Source organism: Dermacoccus sp. MPR-E5, assembly GCF_058809565.1.
The window spans coordinates 68,159-94,459 of record NZ_JBXASS010000010.1; the positions used below are offsets into that span (position 1 = coordinate 68,159).

Annotated in this window: 23 protein-coding genes; 17 read left to right on the forward strand and 6 right to left on the reverse strand. The window is 70.4% G+C overall.

The annotated features are described in order from the left end of the window. Positions 1-12 precede the first annotated feature (12 nt). The 4 genes from AC1RS9_RS09300 (at position 13) to deoC (ending at position 3,897) form a co-directional block, all read left to right on the forward strand. Positions 13-1,464: a phosphomannomutase/phosphoglucomutase gene (locus AC1RS9_RS09300; protein WP_050786465.1), complete on the forward strand. Its 1,452-nt coding sequence runs from the start codon at positions 13-15 to the stop codon at positions 1,462-1,464. Further along, entirely contained in the window at positions 1,461-1,688 is a 228-nt protein-coding gene (locus tag AC1RS9_RS09305; RefSeq protein WP_006944432.1) for a Trm112 family protein, read from the forward strand. Before AC1RS9_RS09300 ends, AC1RS9_RS09305 begins: the two co-directional genes overlap by 4 nt. A 116-nt stretch (positions 1,689-1,804) precedes the next feature. Continuing rightward, positions 1,805-3,058 (forward strand): SIS domain-containing protein, encoded by a 1,254-nt coding sequence (locus tag AC1RS9_RS09310; protein WP_006944416.1) that lies wholly within the window; start codon positions 1,805-1,807, stop codon positions 3,056-3,058. A gap of 116 nt (positions 3,059-3,174) precedes the next feature. Continuing rightward, on the forward strand, positions 3,175-3,897 hold the full coding sequence (gene deoC, locus AC1RS9_RS09315; RefSeq protein WP_006944421.1) for a deoxyribose-phosphate aldolase: 723 nt from the start codon (positions 3,175-3,177) through the stop codon (positions 3,895-3,897). 104 nt (positions 3,898-4,001) lie between these two features. On the opposite strand, the gene AC1RS9_RS09320 is transcribed toward deoC, so the two are convergent. From AC1RS9_RS09320 to AC1RS9_RS09330, 3 genes are read right to left on the reverse strand one after another with little or no spacing between them, the layout of a single operon-like run. Next, positions 4,002-5,579, reverse strand: coding sequence for a GAF domain-containing sensor histidine kinase (locus AC1RS9_RS09320; protein WP_038568945.1), 1,578 nt, complete (start codon positions 5,577-5,579; stop codon positions 4,002-4,004). After that, on the reverse strand, positions 5,527-5,931 hold the full coding sequence (locus AC1RS9_RS09325; RefSeq protein WP_038568943.1) for a hypothetical protein: 405 nt from the start codon (positions 5,929-5,931) through the stop codon (positions 5,527-5,529). Before AC1RS9_RS09325 ends, AC1RS9_RS09320 begins: the two co-directional genes overlap by 53 nt. A 20-nt stretch (positions 5,932-5,951) precedes the next feature. After that, the gene (locus AC1RS9_RS09330) at positions 5,952-6,263 is read right to left on the reverse strand and encodes a hypothetical protein (protein ID WP_131941318.1); all 312 of its coding nucleotides are present in this window, start codon (positions 6,261-6,263) and stop codon (positions 5,952-5,954) included. Positions 6,264-6,320: 57 nt separating this feature from the next. On the opposite strand from AC1RS9_RS09330, the gene AC1RS9_RS09335 reads away from it, so the two are divergent. Then, positions 6,321-6,962 carry a response regulator gene (locus tag AC1RS9_RS09335; RefSeq protein WP_040014450.1) on the forward strand — a complete coding sequence of 214 codons (642 nt, stop codon included), beginning with the start codon at positions 6,321-6,323 and terminating at the stop codon, positions 6,960-6,962. 111 nt (positions 6,963-7,073) lie between these two features. Beyond that, positions 7,074-8,447, forward strand: coding sequence for a mycothione reductase (gene mtr / locus AC1RS9_RS09340; RefSeq protein WP_006944436.1), 1,374 nt, complete (start codon positions 7,074-7,076; stop codon positions 8,445-8,447). 111 nt (positions 8,448-8,558) lie between these two features. On the opposite strand, the gene AC1RS9_RS09345 is transcribed toward mtr, so the two are convergent. Continuing rightward, complete coding sequence (locus AC1RS9_RS09345; protein ID WP_492921247.1) at positions 8,559-9,719, reverse strand: hypothetical protein; 1,161 nt, start codon at positions 9,717-9,719, stop codon at positions 8,559-8,561. An 82-nt stretch (positions 9,720-9,801) separates the two neighbouring features. On the opposite strand from AC1RS9_RS09345, the gene AC1RS9_RS09350 reads away from it, so the two are divergent. From AC1RS9_RS09350 to secA, 10 genes are all read left to right on the forward strand, one after another. Further along, positions 9,802-10,881, forward strand: a complete 1,080-nt coding sequence (locus AC1RS9_RS09350; RefSeq protein WP_050786464.1) for a cation diffusion facilitator family transporter — start codon at positions 9,802-9,804, stop codon at positions 10,879-10,881. Between the two features lie 137 nt (positions 10,882-11,018). Continuing rightward, positions 11,019-11,987 (forward strand): DUF808 domain-containing protein, encoded by a 969-nt coding sequence (locus AC1RS9_RS09355; protein WP_006944429.1) that lies wholly within the window; start codon positions 11,019-11,021, stop codon positions 11,985-11,987. A gap of 158 nt (positions 11,988-12,145) precedes the next feature. Then, positions 12,146-13,606: an adenosylhomocysteinase gene (ahcY, locus tag AC1RS9_RS09360; protein ID WP_006944420.1), complete on the forward strand. Its 1,461-nt coding sequence runs from the start codon at positions 12,146-12,148 to the stop codon at positions 13,604-13,606. 554 nt (positions 13,607-14,160) lie between these two features. Beyond that, positions 14,161-14,847, forward strand: a complete 687-nt coding sequence (gene mtrA / locus AC1RS9_RS09365; RefSeq protein WP_006944431.1) for an MtrAB system response regulator MtrA — start codon at positions 14,161-14,163, stop codon at positions 14,845-14,847. Next, complete coding sequence (gene mtrB, locus AC1RS9_RS09370) at positions 14,825-16,606, forward strand: MtrAB system histidine kinase MtrB (RefSeq protein ID WP_006944423.1); 1,782 nt, start codon at positions 14,825-14,827, stop codon at positions 16,604-16,606. Before mtrA ends, mtrB begins: the two co-directional genes overlap by 23 nt. Then, positions 16,603-18,429, forward strand: a complete 1,827-nt coding sequence (locus AC1RS9_RS09375) for an LpqB family beta-propeller domain-containing protein (protein WP_136788095.1) — start codon at positions 16,603-16,605, stop codon at positions 18,427-18,429. Before mtrB ends, AC1RS9_RS09375 begins: the two co-directional genes overlap by 4 nt. A 219-nt stretch (positions 18,430-18,648) precedes the next feature. Beyond that, on the forward strand, positions 18,649-19,434 hold the full coding sequence (locus tag AC1RS9_RS09380; protein WP_170957153.1) for a ComF family protein: 786 nt from the start codon (positions 18,649-18,651) through the stop codon (positions 19,432-19,434). A 222-nt stretch (positions 19,435-19,656) separates the two neighbouring features. Beyond that, complete coding sequence (gene hpf, locus AC1RS9_RS09385) at positions 19,657-20,298, forward strand: ribosome hibernation-promoting factor, HPF/YfiA family (protein WP_006945780.1); 642 nt, start codon at positions 19,657-19,659, stop codon at positions 20,296-20,298. Between the two features lie 127 nt (positions 20,299-20,425). Beyond that, positions 20,426-21,040, forward strand: a complete 615-nt coding sequence (locus AC1RS9_RS09390; protein ID WP_006945783.1) for a helix-turn-helix transcriptional regulator — start codon at positions 20,426-20,428, stop codon at positions 21,038-21,040. A gap of 97 nt (positions 21,041-21,137) precedes the next feature. After that, positions 21,138-23,861 (forward strand): preprotein translocase subunit SecA, encoded by a 2,724-nt coding sequence (secA, locus tag AC1RS9_RS09395; protein WP_144694598.1) that lies wholly within the window; start codon positions 21,138-21,140, stop codon positions 23,859-23,861. Positions 23,862-23,874: 13 nt separating this feature from the next. Here secA and AC1RS9_RS09400 read toward each other — a convergent pair whose 3' ends face one another. Beyond that, positions 23,875-24,426 carry an Rv3235 family protein gene (locus AC1RS9_RS09400; protein ID WP_074040679.1) on the reverse strand — a complete coding sequence of 184 codons (552 nt, stop codon included), beginning with the start codon at positions 24,424-24,426 and terminating at the stop codon, positions 23,875-23,877. Further along, positions 24,423-25,535, reverse strand: coding sequence for a LysM peptidoglycan-binding domain-containing protein (locus AC1RS9_RS09405; RefSeq protein WP_144694596.1), 1,113 nt, complete (start codon positions 25,533-25,535; stop codon positions 24,423-24,425). Before AC1RS9_RS09405 ends, AC1RS9_RS09400 begins: the two co-directional genes overlap by 4 nt. 200 nt (positions 25,536-25,735) lie before the next feature. On the opposite strand from AC1RS9_RS09405, the gene AC1RS9_RS09410 reads away from it, so the two are divergent. Beyond that, positions 25,736-26,299, forward strand: a complete 564-nt coding sequence (locus AC1RS9_RS09410; RefSeq protein WP_144694594.1) for a hypothetical protein — start codon at positions 25,736-25,738, stop codon at positions 26,297-26,299. Positions 26,300-26,301: the final 2 nt, after the last annotated feature.

A 26,301-nucleotide genomic window follows, 5' to 3' on the forward strand; every position in this document is an offset into this window, starting at 1 on the left:
AGAGTGAACGTCGTGACTGCACCCGCGCTCAACGACTTCATCAAGGCCTACGACGTGCGTGGCCTCGTGCCCGACCAGCTCTCCCCGCGCGTCGCCCGCGAGCTCGGCGCCGCGTTCGCGCAGGTTGTCGTGCGCCCCGAGGGCGCGAACGCCATCGTCGTCGGGCACGACATGCGCCCGAGTTCTCCGGAGCTGTCGCGCGCGTTCGCCGACGGCGCCGCCGCGTACGGCGTCGACGTCACCCTCATCGGGCTGTGCTCGACTGACGGGCTCTACTTCGCCTCCGGTGCGCTCGATCTGCCGGGCGCGATGTTCACCGCGAGCCACAACCCGGCGCAGTACAACGGCATCAAGCTGTGCCGCGCGGGCGCTCGCCCCGTCTCCCTCGAGACCGGTCTCGCCGAGATCCGCGACCTCGCGCAATGGGCGCTCGATCGAGGTCAGGGTGTGCCGTTCGACGGCCCGGCGGGCAGCGTCACCGAGCGCGAGATGCTGCGCGAGTACGCCGAGTTCCTGCGCGGTCTCGTCGACCTGTCGGGCGGACGCCCGCTCAAGGTCGTCGTCGACGCGGGCAACGGCATGGGCGGCCACACCGTCCCGGCCGTGCTCGGCACCGACGCGGGCCTGGCGCAGCTGCCGCTCGACATCGTCCCGCTGTACTTCGAGCTCGACGGCACGTTCCCCAACCACGAGGCCAACCCGCTCGAGCCGGCCAACCTCGTCGACCTGCAGCAGGCCGTCGTCGAGCACGGTGCCGACATCGGCCTCGCCTTCGACGGCGATGCCGACCGCTGCTTCGTCATCGACGAACGCGGCCAGCCCGTCACGCCGTCCGCGGTGACGGCGCTCGTCGCGGAGCGCGAGATCGCGAAGGAGGTCGCGCGGGGGGCCGCAGCGGCCGACGTCAAGGTCGTCGCGAACCTCATCTCGAGCCGCGCCGTCGGCGAGGTCATCGCCGAGAACGGCGCACAGCCGGTGCGCACGCGCGTCGGGCACTCGTTCATCAAGGCGCAGATGGCCGAGCACGACGCCGTCTTCGGTGGCGAGCACAGCGCGCACTACTACTTCCGCGACTTCTGGTTCGCCGACACCGGCATGCTCGCCGCGATGCACGTGCTCGCGGCGCTGGGGGAGCGGGACGCACCGTTGTCGCAGCTCGTCGCCGCGTATGCGCGCTACGAGGCGTCGGGGGAGATCAACTCGACGGTGAGCGACGCCGCCGCGGCCACGGGCCGCGTGCGCACGTGGGTCGCGTCGCAGGGCGAGTTCACCGAGGACGCGCTCGACGGCGTGACGTTCGTCCACGAGGGCGCGGGGGAGAGCGATCCGATGTGGTGGCTCAACCTGCGCGCGTCCAACACCGAGCCGCTGCTGCGCCTCAACGTCGAGGCCGCCGACACCGCCACCATGGAGCGCGTGCGCGACGCCGCGCTCGCCGCCGTCCGCGAAGGAGAAGCTCAGTGAACGACGACAAGAGCCGCCGGCCCCTGACGATCGACCCGTGGCTGCGCGAGATCCTGCGCTGCCCCGTCACCGGCACCGAGCTGGAGGACGCGAGTGACGCCTCGGGCGCGCCCGTCCTCGTCAGCACCGGGGTCGACGCAGAACGCGGCGGGCGCCTGCAGTACCCGATACGCGACGGCATCCCCGTCCTGCTCGCCGACGACGCGAGCGTGCTGCCCGCCTGACGCTCGCGCGCGCGGTCATCGACCGCGCGGCCCGCGAACACGCTCGACGTGAGCAACGACGGCGGCGTCGCCGCGCCCCGAATGTCTGAGACGAACCCCCGAGCCGAGGAGAAGTCATGGCCCATCTCGACGAGAGCTGGCTCGACGACGCCGGCCACCTCGAACGTTGCGACTCACGCGGATCGCTGCGTGCGCTCGCCACGGCGGGCGCGCAGGTGCGTGAGGCCCTGACGCTCGCGCGCGAAGCGGGCATCGACGACGTCGCCGGGTACGAACGACCGCGTTCGGTTCTCGTAGGGGCGCTCGGCGGGTCGGAGCGCGTCGGCGATGTGTTGCAGACTCTCGCGCAGCCGAGTTCGCCGGTGCCCGTCATGACGCGGCGCGACGTGCCGCTGCCCGGTTGGGTCGGGCCGCTCGACCTCGTCATCGCGGTCTCCTTGTCCGGGCGCGCTGAGGGGCCGCTCGCACTCGCTGCGGAGGCGGCACGGCGGGGCGCGTCGCTACTGACGGTCGGTGCCGACGACTCGCCGCTCGCCGACGTCTGTGCCCGCGCTCGCGGCGTGCACATCGGTGTCGGCCGCGGGCGGGTCTCGAGCCGGACCTCGCTGTGGTCGCTGCTCACCCCCGTGCTCATGGGCGCCCGTCGGTTGGGGCTGGTCGACGTCAGCGACGACGACCTGCTTGTCGCCGCCGCGATGCTGGATGCCGAATCGGAGACGCTGCGACCGTCGTCGGAGCACTTCGTCAACCCGGCCAAGCTCGCCGCGCTCCAGCTCGCCGGGACGGTGCCCGTCGCCCTCGCCGACGGCCCTGTCGCGGCGCTCGCGGCGCGTCGGGCCTCGTCGATGTTCGCCCGCACGGCGCGCGTGCCGATGACGTGGGGTGAGCTGCCCGACGACGCGGCCGACCTCGTCGCGACGCTCGACGGCCCGTTCACTGCCGGCGCGGGGGAAGGCGCCGTCTCCGCGCCGGACGACATCTTCGCCGACCCGTTCCTCGACGCCCCGCGCCAACCGAGCCTCGGGTTCCTCACGCTGCACTCGGACGCGACGGGCGGGTCCGGCGCGGCGCGTGACGGAGCCGATGGCTTCTTCGTCAGCGATGCGCCCGGCGGAGCGAGTGGGCTGGGCGGCAACGGCACCGGTGGCGTGGGAGCACTGGCCTGGGTCGCGAGCGGCATCCAGGAGAGCGCTCGCGCGGCGGGAGCTGTCGTCGTCGAGATGCATCCCGACGCCGGCCCGGCCATCGCGCGGGCCGCGCAGCTCATGCACCGCGTCGACTTCACTGCGACGTACCTCGCGCTCGGGCAGGGCCTCGACCCCGCAGTCTCGCGTCACGTCACCGAACTGCGCGACCGGCTCGGCCGCTGACGTCCGAGCGCGCGTGTTCGCCGTCAGACCCATGTGCCCGAGGCGCGGCCGACGACGCGGAGCGCGGCCTGCGACGGGCGCGTCCTCCCGTCCCGTCACTGGGTAGGCTGAGTGGCATGAACACCGCTGCTTCGTCCTCGTCAGGCTCCCCGTTCGACCGCGCGCACGTCGCGTCGATCGTCGACCACACCCTGCTCAAGCCGGAGGCGACGCGCGCGGACGTCGACGCCCTCGCCCGTGAGGCCGAGGCGCTCGGCGCGTACTCGATCTGCGTGTCGCCGTCGATGCTCCCCGTGGAGACGAGCGTCAAGGTTGCGACGGTCTGCGGGTTCCCCAGCGGCAAGCACACGAGCGCCGTCAAGGCCGCAGAGGCCGCAGAATCCGTGGCGCGGGGGGCTGACGAGGTCGACATGGTCATCGACGTGGGCGCCGCGAAGGACGGGCGTTTCGACGACGTCGAGGCCGACGTGCGGGCCGTGCGCGAGGCCACCGAGGGCCGCGTGCTCAAGGTCATCATCGAATCCGCAGCACTGAGCGATGACGAGATCGTCGCCGTCTGCCGTGCTGCCGTCGCGGCGGGCGCGGACTTCGTCAAGACGTCCACCGGCTTCCACCCCGCCGGCGGTGCGAGCGAGCACGCCGTCCGCCTCATGCGCCAGACCGTCGGCCCCGACATCGGCGTCAAGGCCAGCGGCGGAATCCGCGACGCTGCCGCCGCCCACGCGATGATCGCGGCCGGTGCCAGCCGTCTCGGCCTCTCGGGTACTCGGGTGGTTCTCGACGGGCTCGACGGCGACGCCACCGGCGCGGACGCCCCACAGGCCGCGGCCGGTTACTGACCCGCCGCGGCCAGTACGTCAGGCGTCACGCCATGCCTGAAGCGCCCGAACTCCGACCGCGCTCGCGCGAAGGGTGACGTCTCGCTGCGGTTGAGCCCAGCCCGTCAGGGCGTCACAGCCGCGCGACGGTTCGGCACGCGCCACACGACGGCCGTGCCGCCACTGCGCCTCGCGCGGATGACGCAGGTGCCGCCGAGTCGCTCGGCCCGCGCGACGAGGTGGGCGATCCCCGAGCGTCGTTCGAGGTGCTCGGGCAGGCCGCGTCCGTCGTCGGTGACCTTGACGAGCACCTCGTCGCCGACGTCGAGCACGACCCGCACGGCGCTCGCATGCGCGTGCCGCGCCGCGTTGCTCAGTGCCTCACGCATCACGGCGAGCAGGTCGGTGACGAGGGCGTCGTCGAGCGTCCAGTAGGCACCACTGACGCTGACGCTCGGCGCGAATCCGAGGGCGTCCTGCGCCTGCGCGGCGAGCTGGTCGACGGTGTGCGCGAGCGCCAACGCGGCGCCACCGGTGTGCAGGTCGAAGATCGCGCGGCGCACGTCGGTGACGGTCTCGTCGAGGTCGGTGATGACGGCGTCGAGCTTCTCGACGGCGACCTCGTCGTCGATGCGCGGCAGCGCACTCTGCACGCGCATGCCGGCGGCGAAGATGCGTTGGATGACGTGGTCGTGCAGGTCCTGCGCGATGCGGTCGCGATCTTCGAGGATGGCGACGCGTTCGGCCTCGGCGTGCCGGTAGGCGAGCAACGTCGCGACCGAGAGTCGGTCCGCGATCGTCTGCCCGATGGCCTCCATGGGTTCGGGGTCGAGCGAAAGCGTCGGGCGGTCCCAGGCGAACAGCAGCAGCTCCGGGTTCTCGCCGTCACTGGCGAGCGGCACGACCATCGCGCAGCGCATGCGCTCGTCGACGAGGCGCGCCGCGACGTCGTGCGTGAAGAATCGTGCGCGCGGCGCGAGGAGCAGTTCTTCGGCGAGGTCGCCGAGGCGCGCTGCGCTGCGGTGACCCGGCACGTGTTCGACGTGGTTGGCGGTGAGGATCGAGTCGAACCGCGCGACGACCTGCGGCCACGCTTGCGCCGGCGGCAGTTGCGAGAGGAGCTGCGCGGCCTCGGCCGCCGCGCGGTGCCAGCGCTCGCGGGCCCCCGCCTCGGCGAGCGTCCGAGCGTGCGCGATGGCGGACGCCGCGGCCGACGCGAGCGCCTCGAGCACCCGTTCGTCGCGGGCGGAGAACTCCTCGGCGTCGCGCTTGTTCGTCAGGTAGATGTTGCCGTAGACCTGCCCGCGGATGACGACGGGGCAGCCGAGGAACGACGACATCGGCGGGTGGTGCTCGGGAAAGCCGACGCTCGCCTCGTGCGCGGCGATGTCGGGCACGCGCAGCGTGTGCGGGTGGGCGATGATCGCGCCGAGGACGCCCTCGCCGTGGGGGCCGTCGCCGATGAGTGCGGCCGTCTCGGCGTCGATGCCGTGGATGACGACGTCGTCGAAGCGCCCCTCGGCGTTGAGCACGCCGAGCGCCCCGTACTGGGCGCCGGTGAGTTCCGCTGCGGTCTCGACGAATCGGCGCAGCAGTGGTTTGAGCTCGAGATCCTTGCTCAGTTCGATGACGGCGGCCAGCAGAGCCTCGTCAGGCTCGTTCGGCAAGACCGGATCGAAGGAGCGGATCGACGCGGTGACCATGCGCCGATGATAGGCACTCGGCGCTGAACAGAGCCTCCCGCGTCGGCAGGACGACATCGCCGCGCTGCGGCGCATCCGACGTCGAGCGAATGGCGAGCGGGCCGGTGACGCTGATCGACCAGCACGTTCCGTCGATGAGCGCCTCGACCTGCACGGCCGCGATGTCGCGTCGCTGCGCGCCGCGTGTGACGCTCGGGTGGGCCGTCTCGACGACGACGTCGCCACCCGTAACACGCACGCCACAGGGCATGACGAACGGAAGAGCACCCCGCGAGACGCTGACGTGCGCCCGACCGGTCCGTCCCATGGCATCGAGCATCTGCTCCGGTGTCGGTTCGCTCGGTGAGGGCATGCTTCATCCTCACCCGCGCCTCACCGCAGCGCCCGGGGACCTTCGTCCTCACCTGCGCGCCGGTGATGTGGCAGGAACCTCCTGAGCTGACGCGGCGTCAGCGCCGTGTTTTGTGCATGGGCGTCGACATTCGGCTGCGTGACGACGGTGATCGGGACGCGCTCGTGCGGCTGCTGTGCGAGCAGCAGCCGGTGTCGGGGTATCCGGTGCGGTGGCCGCTGCCCGGGCCGGTCGAGGGCTTCATCTTCCGCGATCGTGACGAGATCGCGTGGGTGGCGTGTGACGCCGACGCGGCTGACGGGCTGGAACGAGACCAGGGTCAAGTCCGTCATGCGCCCATCCTGGGGGAGCGCGCGGCGCGAACTCAACGCAGCGGCCACAATGGGGTCATGACTGTGCGCGTGTATCTGCTCGACGACCACGAGATCGTCCGTCGCGGCCTGGCCGAGTTGCTGGCGTCATCGGGGCGCTGCGAGGTCGTCGGCGAGAGCGGCAGCGCAGAGGAGGCGACGCGGCGCATCCCGGCGGCGCGCCCCGACGTCGCCATCCTCGACGGCCGGCTGCCAGACGGCACGGGCATGGAGGTGTGCCGCGCCGTGCGCAGCGTCGACGAGAACATCCGCTGCCTCATCCTCACCTCCTACGACGATGACGAGGCCCTGCTCGCCGCGATCCTCGCGGGCGCGAGTGGGTACGTCCTCAAGCAGGTGCGCGGCGCCGACCTCATCGAGACGATCGAACGCGTCGCGGCGGGGGAGTCGCTGCTCGACACCGCCGACGCCGACGTCATCCGCGCGCGCCTGCGCGGTGACGGTGCCCTCGAGAGCCCCGAACTCGCCGCGCTCACCGAGCAGGAGAAGCGCGTGCTCGACCTCATCACGCAGGGGTACACGAACCGTCAGATCGCGGGGCGCCTGCACCTCGCGGAGAAGACGGTGAAGAACTACGTCACCAGCCTGCTCGCGAAACTCGGCCTCGAATCGCGCACGCAGGCGGCCGTCCTCATGGAGCGCCTGCGCCACCCGCACTGACGCCCATCGTTCGACGCCTCGAGGCTCGGGAGGCTCGCTCGCGCAGAGAGGTCCGTGAGAAGAAATGCCCGGCGTTCCGGGGTTGTCCCCGCCTGCGCCTAGGGTTGGGGCATGGCTCATTTCGACCTCGTCATCATCGGCACCGGCTCGGGCAACTCGCTCGTGACGCCCGACTTCGCCGACAAGCGCGTCGCCGTCATCGAGAAGGGTGTCTTCGGCGGCACCTGCCTCAACGTCGGCTGCATCCCGACGAAGATGTTCGTCCAGGCCGCCGAGGTGGCGCGCAGCGCGCGGGAGGCGTCGCGCCTCGGCGTCGACGCGCACGTCGATCAGGTGCGCTGGGACGACATCCGCGACCGCGTCTTCGAGCGCATCGACGCGATCTCCGCGGGCGGACGCGCGTACCGCGAGCGCGGCAGCGACGACGGCAACACGACCGTGTTCAGCGGCCACGCGCGCTTCACCGGCGACCGTACGCTGCGCGTCGAGGGCTATGACGAGGAGATCAGCGGCGACCAGATCGTCATCGCGACCGGCGCGCGTCCCAACATCCCGCCCGTCGTCACCGACAGCGGCGTGCCCTACGAGACGAGCGACACGATCATGCGCATCGAGAAGTTGCCGCGTTCGCTCGTCATCGCCGGCGCCGGGTACATCGCCCTCGAGTTCGCCCACGTGTTCTCGTCCCTCGGCGTCGAGGTGACGATGCTCGCACGCGGAAAGCGCGTGCTGCGCCACGCCGACGACGACGTCAGCCGCGTCCTCACCCACGCCGCCACCGACCAGTGGGCTCTCGAACGTGATGCGGTCATGGAGTCGATCGAACAGCGCGACGGGACGATCCGCGTGACGCTGAGAGGTGGGCGCGTCGTCGAGGGCGAGATGCTCCTCGTCGCCACGGGCCGCATCCCCAACACCGACGACCTCGGCCTCGAGAACACCCGCGTCGAGGTGCGCGACGACGGGCGCATCGTCGTCGACGAGTACGGACGCACGGGCGCTGACGGCGTCTGGTCACTCGGCGACTGCTCCTCGCGCTACCAGCTCAAGCACGTCGCCAACGCCGAGGAGCGCTGCGTCGCGCACAACCTCGTCCACCCCGACGACCTGCGCGCGTTCCCGCACGACGTCGTGCCGGCGGCGGTCTTCACGCACCCGCAGGTCGCCACCGTCGGGCTGACGGAGGACGAGGCGCGCGAGGGCGGGCACGCCATCACGACGAAGGTGCAGAAGTACGGCGACATCGCCTACGGCTGGGCCCTCGAGGACACGACGAGCATCTGCAAGGTCATCGCCGACAAGGCGACGAAGAAGCTGCTCGGCGTGCACCTCGTCGGCCCGGAGGCCTCGATCGTCATCCAGCCTGCAGTCCAGGCGATGTCGTTCGGGCTCACCGCCGACGAGATGGCACGCGGGCAGTACTGGATTCACCCGGCGCTCACCGAGGTGCTCGAGAACGCGCTGCTGGGGCTCGAATTCGACTGAGCCCCAGGATGCGCCCCGAATGAACCCCGGGGTGCGACGGCGAGACTGAGCCCCAGGATGCGCCCCGAATGAACCCCGGGGTGCGACGGCGAGTGAGCCCTGGCAGCGATGTCAGAGCGGCAGCGGCGTCCCGACCCCGGCGCGCTGGGCGGCCTCCTGTACCGCGACGGCCGCGGCAGCGTCCTGCAACCCGATCCCGACCGAGGCGTAGAGCGTCACGCGCGGGCGACGCTCACCGTGGGCGCCTGCGTCGCTGTCGGCGGTGCCGTGGTTGGTGACGCCGTTGTTCGAGGAGTCGTCGTTCCAGACGTGACGTTCTGCGTCATCGTCATCGGCATGTGCGGCGTCGCGCACGAGCACCTCGCCGAGCGTCTCGACGCTGCCGGTCTCGAGCACCCCGGCCATGAGGGCCGCGACGACGCACCCGTTGTCGGCCAGTGCCGTCTCGCGGTCGTCGACGACGACGCGTGCCTGAGCGACGAGGTCGCTCGGCACCTCGGATCGCTCGGCGCTGAACGAGCCCACAGAGATGACGAGGGCGCCGTCACGCACCCAGGTCGCCTCGAGCACGGGCGTCGTCGACGTCGTGCACACCGCGATGACGTCGGCGTCCGCGCACGCCTGCTCGACCGTGTCGACGAGTTCCATGTCGGGTGCGCCCTCGGGTTTCGTCGTATGCCAGCGCGCGACCAACTCGTCGGCACTCGCGCGGTTGCGCGCCGCGAGCCGGATGCGACCCACCGTGTGCTCACCGCCGACCGCGCACAACGCGTGCGCGTGCGCCTCGGCCTGCACGCCGCTCCCGACGATCGCGACATGAACACCGGTGCCGTCCCGGGCACCGACACCTGCGCCGTCGGCCTCACCGACGTCGTCGCGCCCGCTCGAGTCAGGCGACCACAACGCCTCCATCGCGACGGCGCTCGCTGCCGCCGTGCGGCGTGTCGTCAGCGTCGTGCCGGCCATGACGCACGTCGGCACACCTGTCGTCGGGTCGAGCACCGTGACGAGCGCGTGCACCGCGGGCAGCCCCGCGCCGACGTTGCCGGCGTGTACCGAACCGAACTTGCTGACGGCCGGTGCGCTCGCCTCGGCCCGCGCGGCGTAGCAGAACGCGACGTCGTCGCCGCGCCCCGGCAGCAGCAGACGTGCGGGCAGCAGCGCTCCTCCGCGTCCGAGCGCGGTGAACGCCGCGTGCTGCGAGGCGTGCGCGACGTCTGCCGTGAACGCTGCCCGGACGTCGGATTCGCTGAGGTAGAGCAGAGTCGGCACGGCGGGTCCTTCGCTGGATCGAGGGAGTGTGACGGCGCCGTCGCGGTTGGCGGCGCGAGAGGCGCCACCTATTCTCGGGGTCATGAGTGACGAGAAGGAAACCGGATCGGGCGGGCACAGCGGCAACAACACGGCGATCTTCGCCGCGCTGGCGGCCAATCTGGGCATCGCCGTCACGAAGATCATCGCGTGGTTGCTCACCGGCATGAGTTCGATGCTCGCCGAGGGCATCCACTCCGCCGCCGATTCGGGCAACCAGATCCTCCTGCTCATCGGCGGCAAGAAGGCCCAGAAGGACGCGGACGAGGATCACCCGTTCGGTTACGGGCGTGAGCGTTACCTCGCTGGCTTCGTCGTCAGCATCATCGTGTTCTCCCTCGGTGGCCTGTTCTCGCTGTTCGAGGCATACGAGAAGTTCCATCAGATGCGCGAGCCCGGCGCGAAGCAGCCGTCGACGGACGAGGCCTGGTGGTGGGTGCCGATCGTCGTGCTCGTGCTGGCGATCCTCATGGAGGGCCGTTCCCTCATGACGGCGGTCAAGGAGGCACGCGAGCAGAAGGGCGAACAGAGCTGGGGGCAGTTCCTCAAGTCGGCGAAGAGCCCCGAGTTGCCTGTGCTCCTGTGCGAGGACTCGGCGGCCGTCACCGGTCTCGTCTTCGCCCTCGTCGGCATCTCGCTCGCCCTCGTCACGCAGAACGGCATCTGGGACGCCGTGGGCGCCGGCCTCATCGGCATCCTGCTCATCCTCGTCGCGATCTTCCTGTTCCGTGAGACGAAGTCCATGCTCCTCGGCGAGGCGGCGACCCCCGAGACGGTGCGCGACATCCGACGTGCCATCGAGTCGGCGGACGGCGTGAACCGCGTCATCCACATGAAGACGAGCCACCTCGGCCCCGAGGAGTTGCTCGTCGCCGTCAAGTTCGCCGTCGACAAGAGCGACACGGGTGAGGAGATCGCCCACGCCATCGACATGGCTGAACAGGCGGCACGTGCCGCGAAGCCCGACATGCAGTTGCTCATGTACCTCGAACCCGACATCGACCTCGGGCGCGTCGGCAGCCGTATCGGGCACCGCTCGTCCGCGGTGCACACCGACCTGCCCGACGAGCGGGTGAACGACGGCGGCTCCACCCAGCACGGTGCGACGCGCATCGAGGGCTGAAGCTCGGAGTCGATAGCTTCCCTCAGCGTATTTCGTGAGCCTCCCAGGTTTCTCTAGGCTGTGCGCATGATGCCCGCCGCTCCGCACCCGAGGCCTGACGCCATGCCGCCGTCGCACCGAAGCGCGCAGGTGCGCTGATGGCGGGCGGACTGTTCGCACTGCTCGACGACGTTGCCGCGCTCGCGCGCATGGCTGCGGCGTCCGTCGACGACGTCGCCGCCGCTGCCGGCAAGGCGAGCACGCAGGCCGTGGGCGTCGTCGTCGACGACACGGCCGTGACGCCGCGCTACGTGCAGGGTCTCGCCGCGGAACGCGAGCTGCCGATCATCGCGAAGATCGCGAAGGGCTCGATCCGCAACAAGCTGCTCATCATCCTGCCCGTCATCCTCGTGCTGTCACAGTTCTTGCCCATCGCGGTGACGATCCTGCTCATCCTCGGTGGCCTCTACCTGTCCTACGAGGGCGCGGAGAAGATCCATCACGCCCTCGCGCACCGCCGCGCCCACCGCGAGGAGACCCCGGCCGAGCACCTGGCCGAGGACGTCGCCACCGAGTCCGTCGACGAGAACAAGGTCATCGCCGAGGCCGTCCGCACCGACCTCATCCTGTCGACCGAGATCATGGTCATCTCGCTGCAGACCGTCGATCACGAACCCTTCCTCACCCGCACCATCGTCCTCATCGTCGTCGCGTTCCTCATCACCGCGCTCGTCTATGGCGTCGTCGCACTGATCGTCAAGATGGACGACGTGGGCCTGCACCTCGTCGAGTCGGGCAAGAACGAGAAGCTCGGCCGTGGACTCGTGGCAGCGATGCCCAAGGTGATGTCGTTCCTGTCGACGCTGGGCGTCGTGGCGATGCTGTGGGTCGGTGGGCACATCCTGCTGGCGAACTCCGCCGAACTGGGCTGGCACGCGCCGTACGACGCCGTCCACCACGTCGAGCACGCCGTGGCCGACGCCACCGGAGCGCTCGGGGGAGTGCTCGCCTGGCTGACGAACACCCTCATCAGCGCCATCGTCGGCGTCCTCGTCGGTCTCGTCCTCGTCGCCCTCGTGACGCCCGCGCTCGCCCGCCGCAGCGGCGAGGTGGCCGCCGCGCACTGAGCGATGCGGCGCCCCGGGCGGCCTGTCAGTGATGGCGGATAGACTGACGAGCACGCGTTCGGCGTGGGTGATGACACATGCGCGAAGCAGCCCAGAGGGGCGCGCCGGCGACGCCTGATCGAGAACGTCATTCGACAACCGAAGGGAACGACATCCCCATGTCCTTCGACTACAAGATCCGCGACATCAGCCTCGCCGAGGCCGGCCGCCACCAGCTGCGCCTCGCCGAGCACGAGATGCCCGGCCTCATGAGCCTGCGCGAGGAATACGCCGAGTCGCAGCCGCTCGCCGGCGCCAAGATCGCCGGCTCGCTGCACATGACCGTCCAGACGGCCGTCCTGATCGAGACCCTGACGGCGCTCGGCGCCGAGGTCCGCTGGGCGAGCTGCAACATCTACTCGACGGACGACGCCGCGGCCGCCGCCGTCGTCGTCGGCCCCGACGGCACGCCCGAGGACCCGAAGGGCGTCCCCGTGTTCGCCTGGAAGGGCGAGAGCCTCGAGGAGTACTGGGCCTGCACGAACGAGATCCTCACCTGGTCCGGTGACGACGCCCCCAACATGATCCTCGACGACGGCGGCGACGCCACGATGCTCGTGCACAAGGGCACCGAGTGGGAGAAGGCCGCCCAGGTGCCGCCCACCACCGAAGCCGACTCCGAGGAGTTCAGCGTCTTCAAGGCCCTCGTGCGCTCCACGATGGCCGACGACCCGCAGAAGTGGACGAAGGTCGGCGAGCGCATCAAGGGCGTCACCGAGGAGACGACCACCGGCGTGCACCGCCTCTACGAACTCGCGCGCGCGGGAGAACTGCTGTTCCCGGCGATCAACGTCAACGACTCCGTGACGAAGTCGAAGTTCGACAACAAGTACGGCACCCGCCACTCCGTCATCGACGGCCTCAACCGCGCCACCGACGTGCTCATCGGCGGCAAGGTTGCCGTCGTCGCCGGATACGGGGACGTGGGCAAGGGCGTCGCCGCCGCCCTCGCCGGACAGGGCGCCCGCGTCGTCATCACCGAGATCGACCCCATCTGCGCGCTCCAGGCCGCGATGGAAGGCTTCCAGGTGACGACGATGGACAAGGCCTGCGAGTACGGCGACATCTTCGTCACGACGACCGGCAACTTCGACATCATCACCGCCGACCACATGGCACGCATGAAGAACAAGGCCATCGTGTCCAACATCGGCCACTTCGACAACGAGATCGACATGGCCGGCCTCGCCAAGATCCCCGGCATCGAAAAGGTCGAGATCAAGCCGCAGGTCCACGAATGGACGTTCGACAAGGGCGCCGACGACGAACGCTCCATCATCGTGCTGTCCGAAGGCCGCCTCATGAACCTCGGCAACGCCACCGGCCACCCCAGCTTCGTCATGTCCAACTCGTTCGCCAACCAGACGATCGCCCAGATCGAACTGTGGACCAACGGCAACGCCTACACCGACAACGGCAAACCCCTCGTCAAGACGCTCCCCAAGCACCTCGACGAAAAGGTCGCCCGCGCCCACCTCAACGCCCTCGGCGTCGAACTCACCGAACTGCGCAAGGACCAAGCCGAATACATCGGCGTGGACGTTGCCGGCCCGTACAAGCCGGAGCACTACCGCTACTGACCGCGCGCAAGCGCGCGTCAGTAGCGGGAGTGCTACGGCTTGATTCTCTCTGGCGCTTCTTGTGGCCGGGCCCTGGCGGGCCCGTCTCACTGCGACACGCGGGCCGTCCACGTTGCGACGTGGTACGGCCCGCAGGATCCGGAACGTGCCGATGCTGGCCGGCTCGCAAGCTCGCCGGTCCAGTCTCGGCGCGTTACGGCTTGATTCTCTCTGGCGCGTCTTGTGGCCGGGCCCTGGCGGGCCCGTCTCACTGCGACACGCGGGCCGTCCACGTTGCGACGTGGTACGGCCCGCGTGGCTGTCGCCGTTTCAACCGTGGGCGCGGGGTGTGCACACCTGCCATTTACGGTCACATTCGCGAATCTCGCCCACCTGTGCGAATCACGTCCACATTCGGTCAGACAGAACGCACGCGCAGGCAGAGTGGGGACGAACGTCCCGGGGACGGCAGGACGCGCGAAGAGGTCCGGGGTGGGCCCGCGGGCATGTGTGACAATGAGCCGAGGACGGCGCCCCACCGGGCGCACGCGCCGCACGAAGGAAGGGGCCCCCACGTGATGAACCGTGTGCTGATAGTCGACGACGACCCGGCACTCGCCGAGATGCTCGGCATCGTTCTGCGCGGCGAGGGCTACCACGTCACCCACTGCGGCGACGGCACGTCAGCGCTCGCCACGTTCCGCGACGCGAAACCCGACCTCGTCCTGCTCGACGTCATGCTGCCCGGCAAGAACGGCGTCGAAGTGTGCCGCGCCATCCGCGCCGAATCCGACGTCCCCATCGTCATGCTGACCGCCCGCACCGACACCCTCGACGTCGTCGCCGGCCTCGAAGCAGGCGCCGACGACTACGTCAACAAGCCCTTCAAACCCGCCGAACTCGTCGCCCGCGTCCGCGCCCGTCTGCGCCGCGGCGACGCCGAACCCGAAACCGTCACCATCGGCGACCTGACGATCGACCTCGCCGCCCACTCCGTCACCCGCGACGGCACCCCGATCTCCCTCACTCCCCTTGAGTTCGACCTCCTGCTCGCCCTCGCCCGCAAGCCATGGCAGGTGTTCAGTCGCGAAGTGTTGCTGGAACAGGTCTGGGGTTACCGCCACGCCGCCGACACGCGCCTCGTCAACGTGCACGTCCAGCGCCTGCGCGCCAAGGTCGAGAAGGACCCGGAGAAGCCCGAGATCGTCGTGACCGTGCGAGGTGTGGGATACAAGGCCGGTGCCAGCACACCCGCCACCTGAGGCACCCCGCAGCGTCCTACGACGCGCCTACGACGCGTCCCGCCGCGCAATCGGGCGCCTCGTCGCGTTCTGCGTGCGCAGCTGGCGACGTAGCCTGCACGTGCGCGTCATCAGCCTGACGATGCTCATGGGCCTCACCGTCGTCATCGCCGTCGGATCCCTCATGTACCAGGGCATCGCCGACGGGCTCGTGCGCAGCAAGACCGCGTCCGCGCAACAGATCGCGCTGAGCGAGACCGCTGACGTCCAGAGCGCGTTCGACGCGACCGACAAGACCGACATGACGACGCTCTACAACCTCTCGCGTGACTCCGTGCAACGCATCGCAAGCCCCCTCGACGACTCCGCGCGCCTCGTCATCCTCATGCGCGCCAGCGACAACACGCGCCCCGGCATCCCCCTCGTCGCGACGGCCCGTGCGCGCGGCTTCACCCCACCCGCCGACGTGCGCGGCGCCCTCGCCCGCGACCCCGCGCATCAGCAGAGGAAGATCGTCTCCCTCGACGCGACCGGCCGCCACATCCCCGCCGTCATGGTCGGCTCACGCGTCAGCATCCCCAACGCCGGCGCGTACGACCTGTATCTCATCTTCCCGATGGACAAGGAAGCCGACTCGCTCAGCATCGTGCGCACCTCGTTCGCCGCCGGCGGCCTCGCGCTCATCCTGCTCCTCGGCGCCTGCGCCTACCTCGCGACGCGCCTCGTCGTGACGCCCGTCCGCTCCGCCGCGCACGTCTCCGAGCGCCTCGCCGCCGGCAACCTCGACGAACGCATGCCGGTGCGCGGAGAGGACGACATCGCGCGCCTCGCGACGAGCTTCAACGCCATGGCCTCGAGCCTGCAACGTCAGATCGGCCAGCTCGAGGACCTGTCGCACCTGCAGCAACGCTTCACCTCCGACGTCTCGCACGAACTGCGCACACCGCTGACGACGATCCGCATGGCCGCCGACATGATCCACGACTCACGCGGCGACTTCGCGGCGCACGTCGCGCGTTCTTCCGAACTGCTGTCGAAGGAGCTCGACCGCTTCGAGTCGCTGCTCGCGGACCTGCTCGAGATCAGCCGATTCGACGCCGGCGGCGCCGTGCTGAGCCGCACACCCACGTCGATGCGCCAGCTGTGCGCCGAGGTGAACGACATGCACGCGCAGCTCGCCGACAAGCTCGGCTGCCGCCTCGTGCTCGACGCGCCGAACGACGTCACGATCGACGTCGACCGCCGCCGCGTCGAGCGCATCCTGCGCAACCTCGTCGCCAACGCCATCGAGCACGGCCAGGGCCAGCCCGTCGTCGTGACGTTGCGCGCCAACTCGACTGCCGTCAGCGTCAGCGTCCGCGACTACGGCATCGGACTCAAGGAGGGCGAGGCGGACAAGGTCTTCGACCGGTTCTGGCGCGCCGACCCCGCCCGCGCCCGCACGACGGGCGGCACGGGCCTCGGATTGTCGATCTCTCTCGAGGACGCCCGCCTGCACGACGGTTTTCTCGAGGCGTGGGGCGCACCCGGCGAGGGCTCCTGCTTCCGGTTGACGCTGCCGCGCGTGCAGGGCGTCGCCATCGCCGCGAGTCCGGGCCCGCTGCAGCCCGGCCTCACCGCGAGGACGAAACAGATCTCGAGCGGCACGATGCGCACCTCCGACGGCGGGGCACGCCTCGCGTCGGGCTACCCGGTCGCGATCGATGCGAAGAAGCGCTCGAACGCGCTGCCCCAGGTCATCGACGGTGAGGGCGCCGTCGACGCCGAGGACCCACGATGAGCCCGCGACGCAGGCCGCCGCGCGCCCTGGTGGCCGTGGCTGCCGCGGCGAGCGTGTTCGCGACCGCCGGGTGCGTCGGGTTGCCCTCGACGTCGAGCGTCGCGCCGGGCAAGGCCGTCGACGCGAAGGACGACAGCGAACCGCTCGCCGTCGAGCCGCTGACGGCGTCGGCCTACGACGATCCGCGCCAGATCGCGACTGGTTTCCTGCGCGCCCAGATGTCCGCGCACGACGACTACCAGGCTGCCCGCACCTTCCTCACCGGCGACGCGAGCCGTCGCTGGAAACCGGGCACCGCCGTCACCGTCTTCGCGGGCGACAGCGACATCACGGCCACCCGCCCCGACACGACGACGGTGCGTCTCAGCGTCCCCGTCGTCGCGACGATCGACGCCGATGGCCACCTCGTGCGCCAACCGTCGACGACCCGCCGCGACCTGCGCTTCACGGTGAGTTCCACGGCCGGGGGATGGCGCCTCAGCCAGGTGCCCGACGGGCCGGGCGTGTGGATCAGCAGCACGGACGTCGCGCGCCTGTTCAGCCGCGTCAACGTGTACTACCCGGCCGCCTACGGACGCTCGCTCGTACCCGACCCGCGCCTGCTGCCGCGCCAGGGTCTCGCGACGGCGCTCGCGCGCGCGGCGCTCTCCGCCCCACCGCAGTGGCTGCGCCCCGCCATCGCGACGAGCCTGCCGACGGGGACGGCGCTCGCCGTCGACGCCGTGCCCGTGCGCGACGGCGAGGCGGACGTCGCGCTCTCCAGCCGCGCGAGTGCTGCCGACAACCCCGCGCGCGCCGCGCTGTGGGCGTCGGTGACGGCGACCGTCATGCAGGCGCCGGAGGTGCGCTCGGTCTCGGTGCGCGTCGGCGGGGCGCGCCTGGAGACCGACAACCTGCCTGCGCAGGTGAGCGACCCGAGCCAGGTCGGCTACTCGATCACCGCCGACAGCCTCGACGAGGTCATCTCCCGCAGTGGCGCCTACCTCGCCTGGACGCACGCCCGGGCGAACGACTCCGTCTCGGGCACCGACGCCCGCGCGGCGCAGGGACGCCCCGTGCTGCCCGCGGTGCCGGCCGACTGGTCGTTGCTCGCCGCCGGCCAGGGCGGGCGGCAGATCGCGGCGATCTCGAAGGACCGCACGTCGGTACGACGCTGGCTCAACGGCACCGACGTCACCGTCCCCGATCTCGGAAACCAGCTCGTGCGTCCCGCGTTCGACAGCTCCGGATGGTTGTGGGTGGCAGGCCGCACGTCGTCGGCATCAACACCGTCGTCGCAGGCGTCCAGGTCGAAGAGGACAGGCGACACCTCGAGCGCCGCGCTGTGGGCGCTCGACACGACGTCGACCTCGCCGACGCGAACACCCACAGCCCTCGACGTCCCGTGGCTCGGCGCGTCCTCCGTCACGTCGCTCAGCGTGTCGCCCGAGGGCTCCCGCGTCGCTCTCACCATCCGTGACGGCGACGACGCGCGCGCCGTCGTCGCAGCCGTCGAACGCGACGAGCGCGGTCGACCTGTCTCCCTCGGCCCGGCGCACGACATCGCGCCGGGCGTGCACGACGTCAAGGACGTCGTGTGGGCGGACGGCACGTCCCTCGCCGTCCTCGGCACGAGCGACGGTCTCCTGCAACCGACCCTCGTGCCGCTCGACGACGCCCCGGTGCCCCTCGGCGGCGTCACGGGCGCGAGCAGCCTCGTGTCTACTCTCGACGGGCGAAGCGGCCTGTTCGTGCGAACCGACGCGAACACCGTCTTCACGCGCCAGGGCTCCTCGTGGAGCAGTTTCCTCACCCGGGGCGACCTCATCGCCCCGCGATCCTGACACCCGTCTCCGCTTGGGACGCCGTCGTTCGGCGCCCGCCGAACGTGCTCGTCGCTCTGGATGAGGTGGTCGAAAGCGCGCAGGGCAGCGTGGGCCGAGACTCCGTCGTCCACAACCGGTGACGGCTGTGGCCCGGGGGAGCGCTGCGGCGCACCCTCGTCCACAGGGGCGAGCGCGTGTCGGTGGTGACGTCGTCGCGCGGGCGGCATCATGGCGGGTGTGCCCCGCCAGTCTCGCGACGTCGGCGCCCGGCTCACGCCGCCGGTCGCGTGGGTGAGGGGCGCGCTGCGTGACGTCGTCGATCTGGCGTGGCCGTCGAACTGTCTCGGCTGCGGCGCATGGGGCCCGAGCTGGTGCGCGACGTGCGACGCCGGTCTGTGCCGTGAAGCGTTCACGGTGCGAGCCCATCACGCCCCCGAACTCGACGTCGCCGTCGCTGCGGCGTTCGACGGGCCGTTGCGCGAGGCCATCACGGCGTTCAAGGATCGTGGCCGCAGCGACGGCCTCGACGTCCTCGTGCGCCTCGCGCGCCGCTCGCTCGCTCGCGCACTCACCGACGCCACACTCGAAGATGCCGCGCTGGGCACGGGGCCATCGGCCGGCGCCGGGCCACTCGTCCTCGTGCCCATTCCGTCCCGGGCCGCGGCCTACCGTGAGCGGGGACGCTTTCCGTTGGGCGAACTGTGCGACGCCGTGTGTCGGGGCACCAGCCTCGTCAGCGGACGGAGCCTGCTGCGGCACCGCGATCGGGGCGTCGTGGATCAGGCGCGGCTGACTCTCGCCGAGCGACGCCGCAACGTCGAAGGGGCCTTCAGGATCGAGCCGCGGACGGCGGAGCGTCTCGTTCGCGCCGGCGCGCGCGTCGTCCTGTTCGACGACGTCGTGACGAGCGGCGCGACGCTCGCCGCGGCGCACGCGACGCTGCAACGAGCGGGCGTGCGGGTCGTCGCCGTCGCGGCGCTCGCGGCGACGCCGCACGAGCCGAACGCCCGCTCGGCAGGCTGACCGCGGGACGATCACACCCCGCCGGCGCCCGCAGCGGGGGCGGCCGGAATCCACCGTTCACGAACCCTTCCCCGGGCGTCGATGGGGGGTTAGGTTGGAGAACATCGAACAGCATCCCCGCAGGAGGTGGTGGCGCGCACGAAGCGGCTCCCGACGCCTGCAGCCGGGCTGACGGGGCCGATTTCTCACCGAAGTTTCTCTCGATCCGAGGAGTCGATTTCCATGGAGATCACCGTGACCGGCCGACACATCGAGGTTCCTGCCCGCCTCGCGCGACACGTCGAGGACAAGCTGGCCAAGGTTCCGCAGCTCGACCCGCGCGTCATGCGCTGCGACGTCGTCATCACGTACGAGCCGAACCCGCGCCGCGCCAAGGAGGCCTACCGCGTCGAGGTGACGTGCCGCTCGAAGCGGTCCGTCGTGCGCGCGGAGGCATCGGCCGACGAGGAATACGCGGCCCTCGACCTCGTCATGGGAAAGCTCGGTGAGCGATTGCGCCGCCAGCACGACCGTCGTCGTATCCAGCGCGGCCAGCACCGCACGATGTCCGTCGCGGAGGCGACGGCGGATCTGCCGGTGCTCGAGATCATGCCCGACACGCGCGACGACGCGCCGGAGGCCGCCCAGCTCGGTGAGGATCCGGACTGCCCGGTGCAGCTGCGCGAGAAGGTGCACGCGAGCGCGCCCATGGACGTCGACGAGGCCCTGCGCGAGATGGAACTCGTCGGCCACGACTTCTACCTCTACCAGGACAAGAGCAGCGGTCGTCCGAGCCTCGTCTACCGCCGCCGTGGGTGGAGCTATGGAGTGATCCACCTCGACGTCGTCGACGAAGCACCGGACACGCTGGAGGAGACAGCCTGAGCAGCGCGCCCGATGACGCCGGGCGGCGGGTGCGTCACGGACCTCCCGCCGCCCGGCGAACGCGCCCTGACGCCTCCATGGGGTCGGGTTCGTGCACGCGAGCGCTCTCGTCCAACAGGCTCGAGCGATGAACGTCGCCGGCGCGCCGCGCGACGTTCTCAGGGGTCGCCGACCTGATGTCGGCGTCATCACCGGCGGCCAGGTGCCGTGGCGGTGGTGTGCGCCGCGCAGCGCCGCGGAGCTGCTCGCCCAGCTCGAACACGCCACCCCCGAGCACCTGCTCGTCGTCACCGAGGACGACGACATCCTCGCCACCGCCATCCGCTGCGGTGTTCACGGTGTGCTCGCCGAGGTGCCCACGCCACTCGACGAAGCGGCGCTCGCCCGGATGTTGCGTGCCGACGAGCCGTACGTGGCGCCCGAGCGAGCGGCTCAGGTGTGGGCGGTGGCATGCGCCCTCGCCCGGGCGCCCCACCCGACGTACGCCCTGTCCGCGCGCGAACGCGAGGTGCTCGACCTTGTGGCTCGTGGCCGCTCGAACCGCAGCATCGCCGCGACGCTCTTCCTGTCGGAGAACACCGTGCGCAACCACCTTGCCCGGATCTATCGCACGCTCGGGGTGTCCTCGCGCGCCGAGGCGCGCGCGCTGCTGCGTCAGGCGCCGGGGGAACAGGCAACCGCAGACGCACCGGACCCAGCGGACTCTGACTGGGCGGCGCCGCCGCTCACCCATTACTCTTAGGGGAACTGTGCCCGCGCGTCGGGCGCCACCTCGCGTGAGGGGCCGTGAGAACGGCCCGTCGCCCGAGGTGATCGATCAACGATTTACGGAGTCTCGCGTGCCCAAGGTTGTCGAACGTGTTCTGCGCGCCGGCGAAGGACGAACGCTCAAGAAGCTCGAGGCGATCGCCGCTCAGGTGAACATCGTCGAAGAGGATTTCGAAAAGCTCACCGACGCCGAACTGCGCGAGGAGACCGACCGGTTCCGCAAGCGACTCGCGGACGGGCAGAGCCTCGATCAGATCCTGCCCGAGGCGTTCGCCGCCGTGCGCGAGGCGAGCAAGCGCACGATCGGCAAGCGTCACTTCGACGTGCAGATCATGGGTGGTGCCGCGCTGCACATGGGCAACGTCGCCGAGATGCGCACCGGTGAGGGCAAGACGCTCGTCGCGACACTGCCGAGCTACCTCAACGCGATCGAAGGCAAGGGCGTCCACGTCGTCACCGTCAACGACTACCTCGCCGAGTACCAGTCCGAGCTCATGGGCCGCGTGCACCGGGCGCTCGGGCTCGAGACGGGCTGCATCCTGTCGTCGATGACGCCGGCGCAGCGCCGAGACGAGTACAACAAGGACATCACGTACGGCACGAACAACGAGTTCGGCTTCGACTACCTGCGCGACAACATGGCCTGGTCGACGGACGAGCTCGTGCAGCGCGGCCACAACTTCGCCATCGTCGACGAGGTCGACTCGATCCTCATCGACGAGGCACGCACGCCGCTCATCATCTCCGGCCCGGCCGACGCGGCGACGAAGTGGTACGTCGAGTTCGCCTCGATCGTCGAGCACCTGACGCGCGCGGAGAAGGGCAAGGACGGCAAGATCACGAAGCCGGGCGACTACGAGATCGACGAGAAGAAGAAGACCGTTGGCCTGCTCGAGCCGGGCATCGAGAAGGTCGAGGACCTGCTCGGCATCGAGAACCTCTACGAGGCGCAGAACTCGCCGCTCATCGGCTACCTCAACAACGCCATCAAGGCGAAGGAACTGTTCAAGCGCGACAAGGACTACGTCGCGATGAACGGCGAGATCCTCATCGTCGACGAGCACACCGGCCGCATGCTCGCCGGACGTCGCTACAACGAGGGTGTGCACCAGGCGATCGAGGCCAAGGAAGGCGTCGAGATCCAGAACGAGAACCAGACGCTCGCGACGGTGACGCTGCAGAACTACTTCCGCATGTACGACAAGCTGTCGGGCATGACGGGTACGGCCCAGACCGAGGCCGCCGAGCTGTACCAGATCTACAAGTTGGGTGTCGTCACGATCCCGACGAACAACCCGCCGCAGCGCGTCGACCAGCCCGACCGCATCTACCGCACCGAGGACGCGAAGTTCCGTGCCGTCACCGACGACATCGCCGAGCGTCACCGCAAGGGCCAGCCAGTCCTCGTGGGTACGACGAGCGTCGAGAAGTCGGAGCGCCTGTCGGAGCTGCTTCGCAAGAAGGGCGTCGCGCACGAGGTGCTCAATGCGAAGCACCACGAGCGCGAGGCCGCCATCGTCGCGCAGGCCGGGCGCAAGGGCGGCGTCACCGTGGCGACCAACATGGCCGGTCGAGGCACCGACATCATGCTCGGTGGCAACCCCGAGTTCATGGCCGTCGCCGCGCTCAAGCAGCGGGGCCTCGACCCGGAGGAGACGCCCGAGGAGTACGAGGCGAGCTGGGACGAGGCCCTCGCGAAGGCGGAGGCCGCGGTCAAGGCCGAGCACGACGAGGTGAAGGAGCTCGGCGGCCTGTACGTCCTCGGCACCGAGCGTCACGAGTCGCGCCGCATCGACAATCAGCTGCGCGGACGCTCCGGTCGCCAGGGCGACCCCGGTGAGTCGCGTTTCTACCTGTCGCTGCAGGACGACCTCATGCGCCTGTTCAACGCGGCGCTCGTCGACCGGTTCATGTCGGGCTCCGGCATGGACGACGACCAGCCGATCGAGAACAAGATCGTCTCGCGCTCGATCCAGTCCGCCCAGGGCCAGGTCGAGAGCCAGAACTTCGAGATCCGCAAGAACGTCCTCAAGTACGACGACGTGCTCAACCGTCAGCGCGAGACGATCTACGCCGAGCGCAAGCGCGTGCTCGAGGGCGACATCGACGGACAGATGCGTCACTTCATCAACGACACGATCGACACGTACGTCGCGACGGCGACCGCGGACGGCTTCTCCGAGCACTGGGATCTCGAACGACTCTGGGGCGCGCTCGAGGAGCTCTACCCGATCACGATCGGCCTCGAGGAGCTCGAGGCGGAGCTCGGCGGGCGCGCCGGCATCACGCCGGAGATCCTCGGCGAGGAACTGCGCTCCGATGCGCAGCACGCGTTCGACGACCGCGTCGCCTTCCTCGGTTCGAGCGTTGCGCGCGAGGTCGAACGACGCGTGGTGCTCACCGTCCTCGACCGCCAGTGGCGCGAGCACCTGTACGAGATGGACTACCTCAAGGAGGGCATCCACCTGCGGCAGATGGCTCAGCGCGACCCGCTCGTCGAGTACCAGCGCGAGGGCTTCCAGATGTTCGAGGCGATGACGGAGTCGATCAAGGAGGAGTCCACGCAGCTGTTCTTCCACGTCGACGTCGACCCCGCCGAGGTCGAGGCATCCACGCCCGCACCCAAGCAGGAGCAGCTGCACTTCACGGCGCCCAACGAGGAGGGCCTCGCGGAGGATCACGTCGTCGCCAAGGACGGGCACGTCATGGACGACGAGGAGCAGATGTCGCGCGAACAGCGTCGCTCCGCAGCGCGCAGCCGCAAGAGCAAGGGCGGCAAGAAGCGCAAGCGCTGAGGCGCGGACACGCTCAGATCAGCTCGAGGACGGTGACCTGCCAGCGCCCGTCGACCCCGTTGAGGCGCAGGGCGATCGGCGTCGCACGGCCGTTGACGCGGGCGACGACGGCCGCTTCGACGACGCCGTCGCACGGCTGGCACACCTGAACGCGCCGCACGCCCGTCGGTCCGGGCGCGGCACCGCGACGCAGTGTCGTGCGGTGGCGTCGCTGGATGCGCGCCAGCACGTCCGTGTTCGTGTGCGGCGTGAGCTGCGTCGGTGAGCGACGCCCCGCCAGAGCCTCGACGAGCGCCAGGGCGAAGCGCTGCGTCCACACCCGTGCGTCCGGCAACGCGGACGTCGCCGTGTGCTGCGGGCCGAAGATCTCGTCGTGCTCGCCGCGGTGCGGCAGGCGCTCGCGGCTGACGTCGACCGCGAGGCGCGCGCTGATGGCCGGCACGTCGGCGACGCGCAGCGAGCCGTCGAGCAACCCGCCGATCTCGTGCAGATCGAGTTCACGCGGCATTTCGTGGGCCGCGCGCGGGGGCGCGACGCTCGCTCGTTCGAGGGTGAGGGTGGTCATCGGTGGGCTCCGAACGCTGAGGTGGTCGAGACGAAGGACGCAGGAAGGGTGAGCTGCTGGCCGACCTCGATCGTGTCCGGATCGAGCCGCAGCAGCGGGTTGGACTCGAGCCAGCCCGGCAGGGACGCCGCGACGTCTTCCGCTGGTGCGCCCGGGGCGAGGTAGGACGCCGCGATGCTCCACAGCGTGTCGCCGCGCACGACGACGTGCGTCCTGTGTTCTGCGGCCGTGCCTGAACCGCGCGGCGTGCCCAGCACGATGGCGGACAGCTCGTTCGAGGTACTGAACGGATCCGGCGTCCAGCCGGGACGCGGCACCGCTGGCTGGGGCGTGTAGGACGTGGCCGAGTCGGATGTGCGTGCCTCGGACGGGGCCGACTCGGACGCTGGGAAACCGAACGCGGGGGAGTCGAGGTCAGGGGCGTCGAGGTCGGGGTTTTCGAAGTCCGGGGCGTCGACGTCGGGGGCCTCGCGCTCGGGCCCGTGCGAGCTGGTTGTGCCAGACGCAGGTGCCGCGCCCGAGGGAGTGGCGGCCGCTGGCGAGACCGTCCCGGAAGGGGCCGCTGCGTCGGTGACAGAGGCCGAGGCGGGCGGCATCACCTCGGCCGAGACGGAGAACGACGGGCGCGGCGCGGGTTCGGCGGCCCCGGCCGACTGCGCGCCGACGGTGATGAGTGCCGCGACAGCGAGGAACAGACTCGCCGTGCGGGTTCTCGACCTCGTCGAGTCCGCCGTTAGTCGTGCAGAGCGCGCCACGACAGAGCGCGAATCGCAGACCTGAACTCGGTCGAGCGCCGATCGGCCACACTCGAGGTCGCCCGCCACGAGCAGCCGCGCCTCGCACCGCAGGTCGAGGGCAGAGCGAAGACTGAGCCACGCCAGGCGGGCCAGCGCGAGCGTGAGGACGGCGCCCGCGGCGACGCCGATGACGTCCTCGCTCGTCGCGCCGGGCCCGGGCAGCGCCCGTCGGGTCGTGACGGCGACGGCCACGGCTGCTGCCGCGAGCAGCGGTGCGCTGAGGCCCGCCAGGATGCCGGCGCTCCTCAGCTGCTGCGGCGTGACGGGTGTGTTCGAGGGGTTCGAGGTGCTCGCCCTGGTCGTCGTGATCATCGCGTTCCGCCTTCGTCGTCGCGTCATGCGCCTCGGCGCGACTCGTGTCGCAGCCGATCAACATCCATGACGAACGATGACGTTCAGTGACGTGTGATGTCGATGAATGCAATGTAATGGCACATCGTGTCGAGTGGGGGCGTGGAAGATGAAAAACTTTTTTCGCCCGTCCGAGCTCCTCGCTGCTCTAGCGTCGAGCCATGCGAATGGAGCGATTGCTGGCCGACCTCGAGGCTGCCCAGGAGGCACAGGAACGTGCCGAGGCGCGGGCAGAGGTCGCTGAGAGCGTGCGCGTCGAGCACGCCGGCGTCACGCTGGTCGACCGGCTGCGCGCCGGGATCGGCAGTGTCGTCGCCCTGAGCGTCGGCGACGAGACCCTGCGCGGGCACCTCGTCGACGTGGGGGAGGGTTGGCTCGCTCTCGATCGTGACGGCGTGCATGCGGTGCACGGTGTCGACGACCTCGTGCGTGCCGGGCTCCGTCTCGTGCCCGTCAATGCCATCGCCTGCGTCAGCGGGTTGGGGCGCCCCCACGTCGCGGCCGACGGTTCGTCGATCGGACGCGGATGGAGCAGCGTGCTGCGTGCCGTGGCGCGTTCACGTGCCCCTCTCGCGTGGCATCGCCTCGCCGGGCAGACGATCGTCGGGACGATCGACGCGGTGAGCGCCGATCACGTCGTCCTCACCCCTGCGCGCGGCGCGGCGAGTCTCGTGCTCCCGCTCGCGCATCTCGCGTGGATCGACGTCAACGCCAGCGGACGCTGAGC

Coding starts and splice junctions, on each gene's coding strand:
- AC1RS9_RS09310 (WP_006944416.1), top strand. CDS start 1,805: ATGGCCCATCTCGACGAGAGCTGGCTCGACGACGCCGGCCACCTCGAA.
- deoC (WP_006944421.1), top strand. CDS start 3,175: ATGAACACCGCTGCTTCGTCCTCGTCAGGCTCCCCGTTCGACCGCGCG.
- AC1RS9_RS09320 (WP_038568945.1), bottom strand. CDS start 5,579: ATGGTCACCGCGTCGATCCGCTCCTTCGATCCGGTCTTGCCGAACGAG.
- AC1RS9_RS09325 (WP_038568943.1), bottom strand. CDS start 5,931: ATGCCCTCACCGAGCGAACCGACACCGGAGCAGATGCTCGATGCCATG.
- AC1RS9_RS09330 (WP_131941318.1), bottom strand. CDS start 6,263: ATGACGGACTTGACCCTGGTCTCGTTCCAGCCCGTCAGCCGCGTCGGC.
- AC1RS9_RS09335 (WP_040014450.1), top strand. CDS start 6,321: ATGACTGTGCGCGTGTATCTGCTCGACGACCACGAGATCGTCCGTCGC.
- mtr (WP_006944436.1), top strand. CDS start 7,074: ATGGCTCATTTCGACCTCGTCATCATCGGCACCGGCTCGGGCAACTCG.
- AC1RS9_RS09350 (WP_050786464.1), top strand. CDS start 9,802: ATGAGTGACGAGAAGGAAACCGGATCGGGCGGGCACAGCGGCAACAAC.
- AC1RS9_RS09355 (WP_006944429.1), top strand. CDS start 11,019: ATGGCGGGCGGACTGTTCGCACTGCTCGACGACGTTGCCGCGCTCGCG.
- ahcY (WP_006944420.1), top strand. CDS start 12,146: ATGTCCTTCGACTACAAGATCCGCGACATCAGCCTCGCCGAGGCCGGC.
- AC1RS9_RS09375 (WP_136788095.1), top strand. CDS start 16,603: ATGAGCCCGCGACGCAGGCCGCCGCGCGCCCTGGTGGCCGTGGCTGCC.
- hpf (WP_006945780.1), top strand. CDS start 19,657: ATGGAGATCACCGTGACCGGCCGACACATCGAGGTTCCTGCCCGCCTC.
- AC1RS9_RS09390 (WP_006945783.1), top strand. CDS start 20,426: ATGAACGTCGCCGGCGCGCCGCGCGACGTTCTCAGGGGTCGCCGACCT.
- AC1RS9_RS09400 (WP_074040679.1), bottom strand. CDS start 24,426: ATGACCACCCTCACCCTCGAACGAGCGAGCGTCGCGCCCCCGCGCGCG.
- AC1RS9_RS09405 (WP_144694596.1), bottom strand. CDS start 25,535: ATGATCACGACGACCAGGGCGAGCACCTCGAACCCCTCGAACACACCC.
- AC1RS9_RS09410 (WP_144694594.1), top strand. CDS start 25,736: ATGCGAATGGAGCGATTGCTGGCCGACCTCGAGGCTGCCCAGGAGGCA.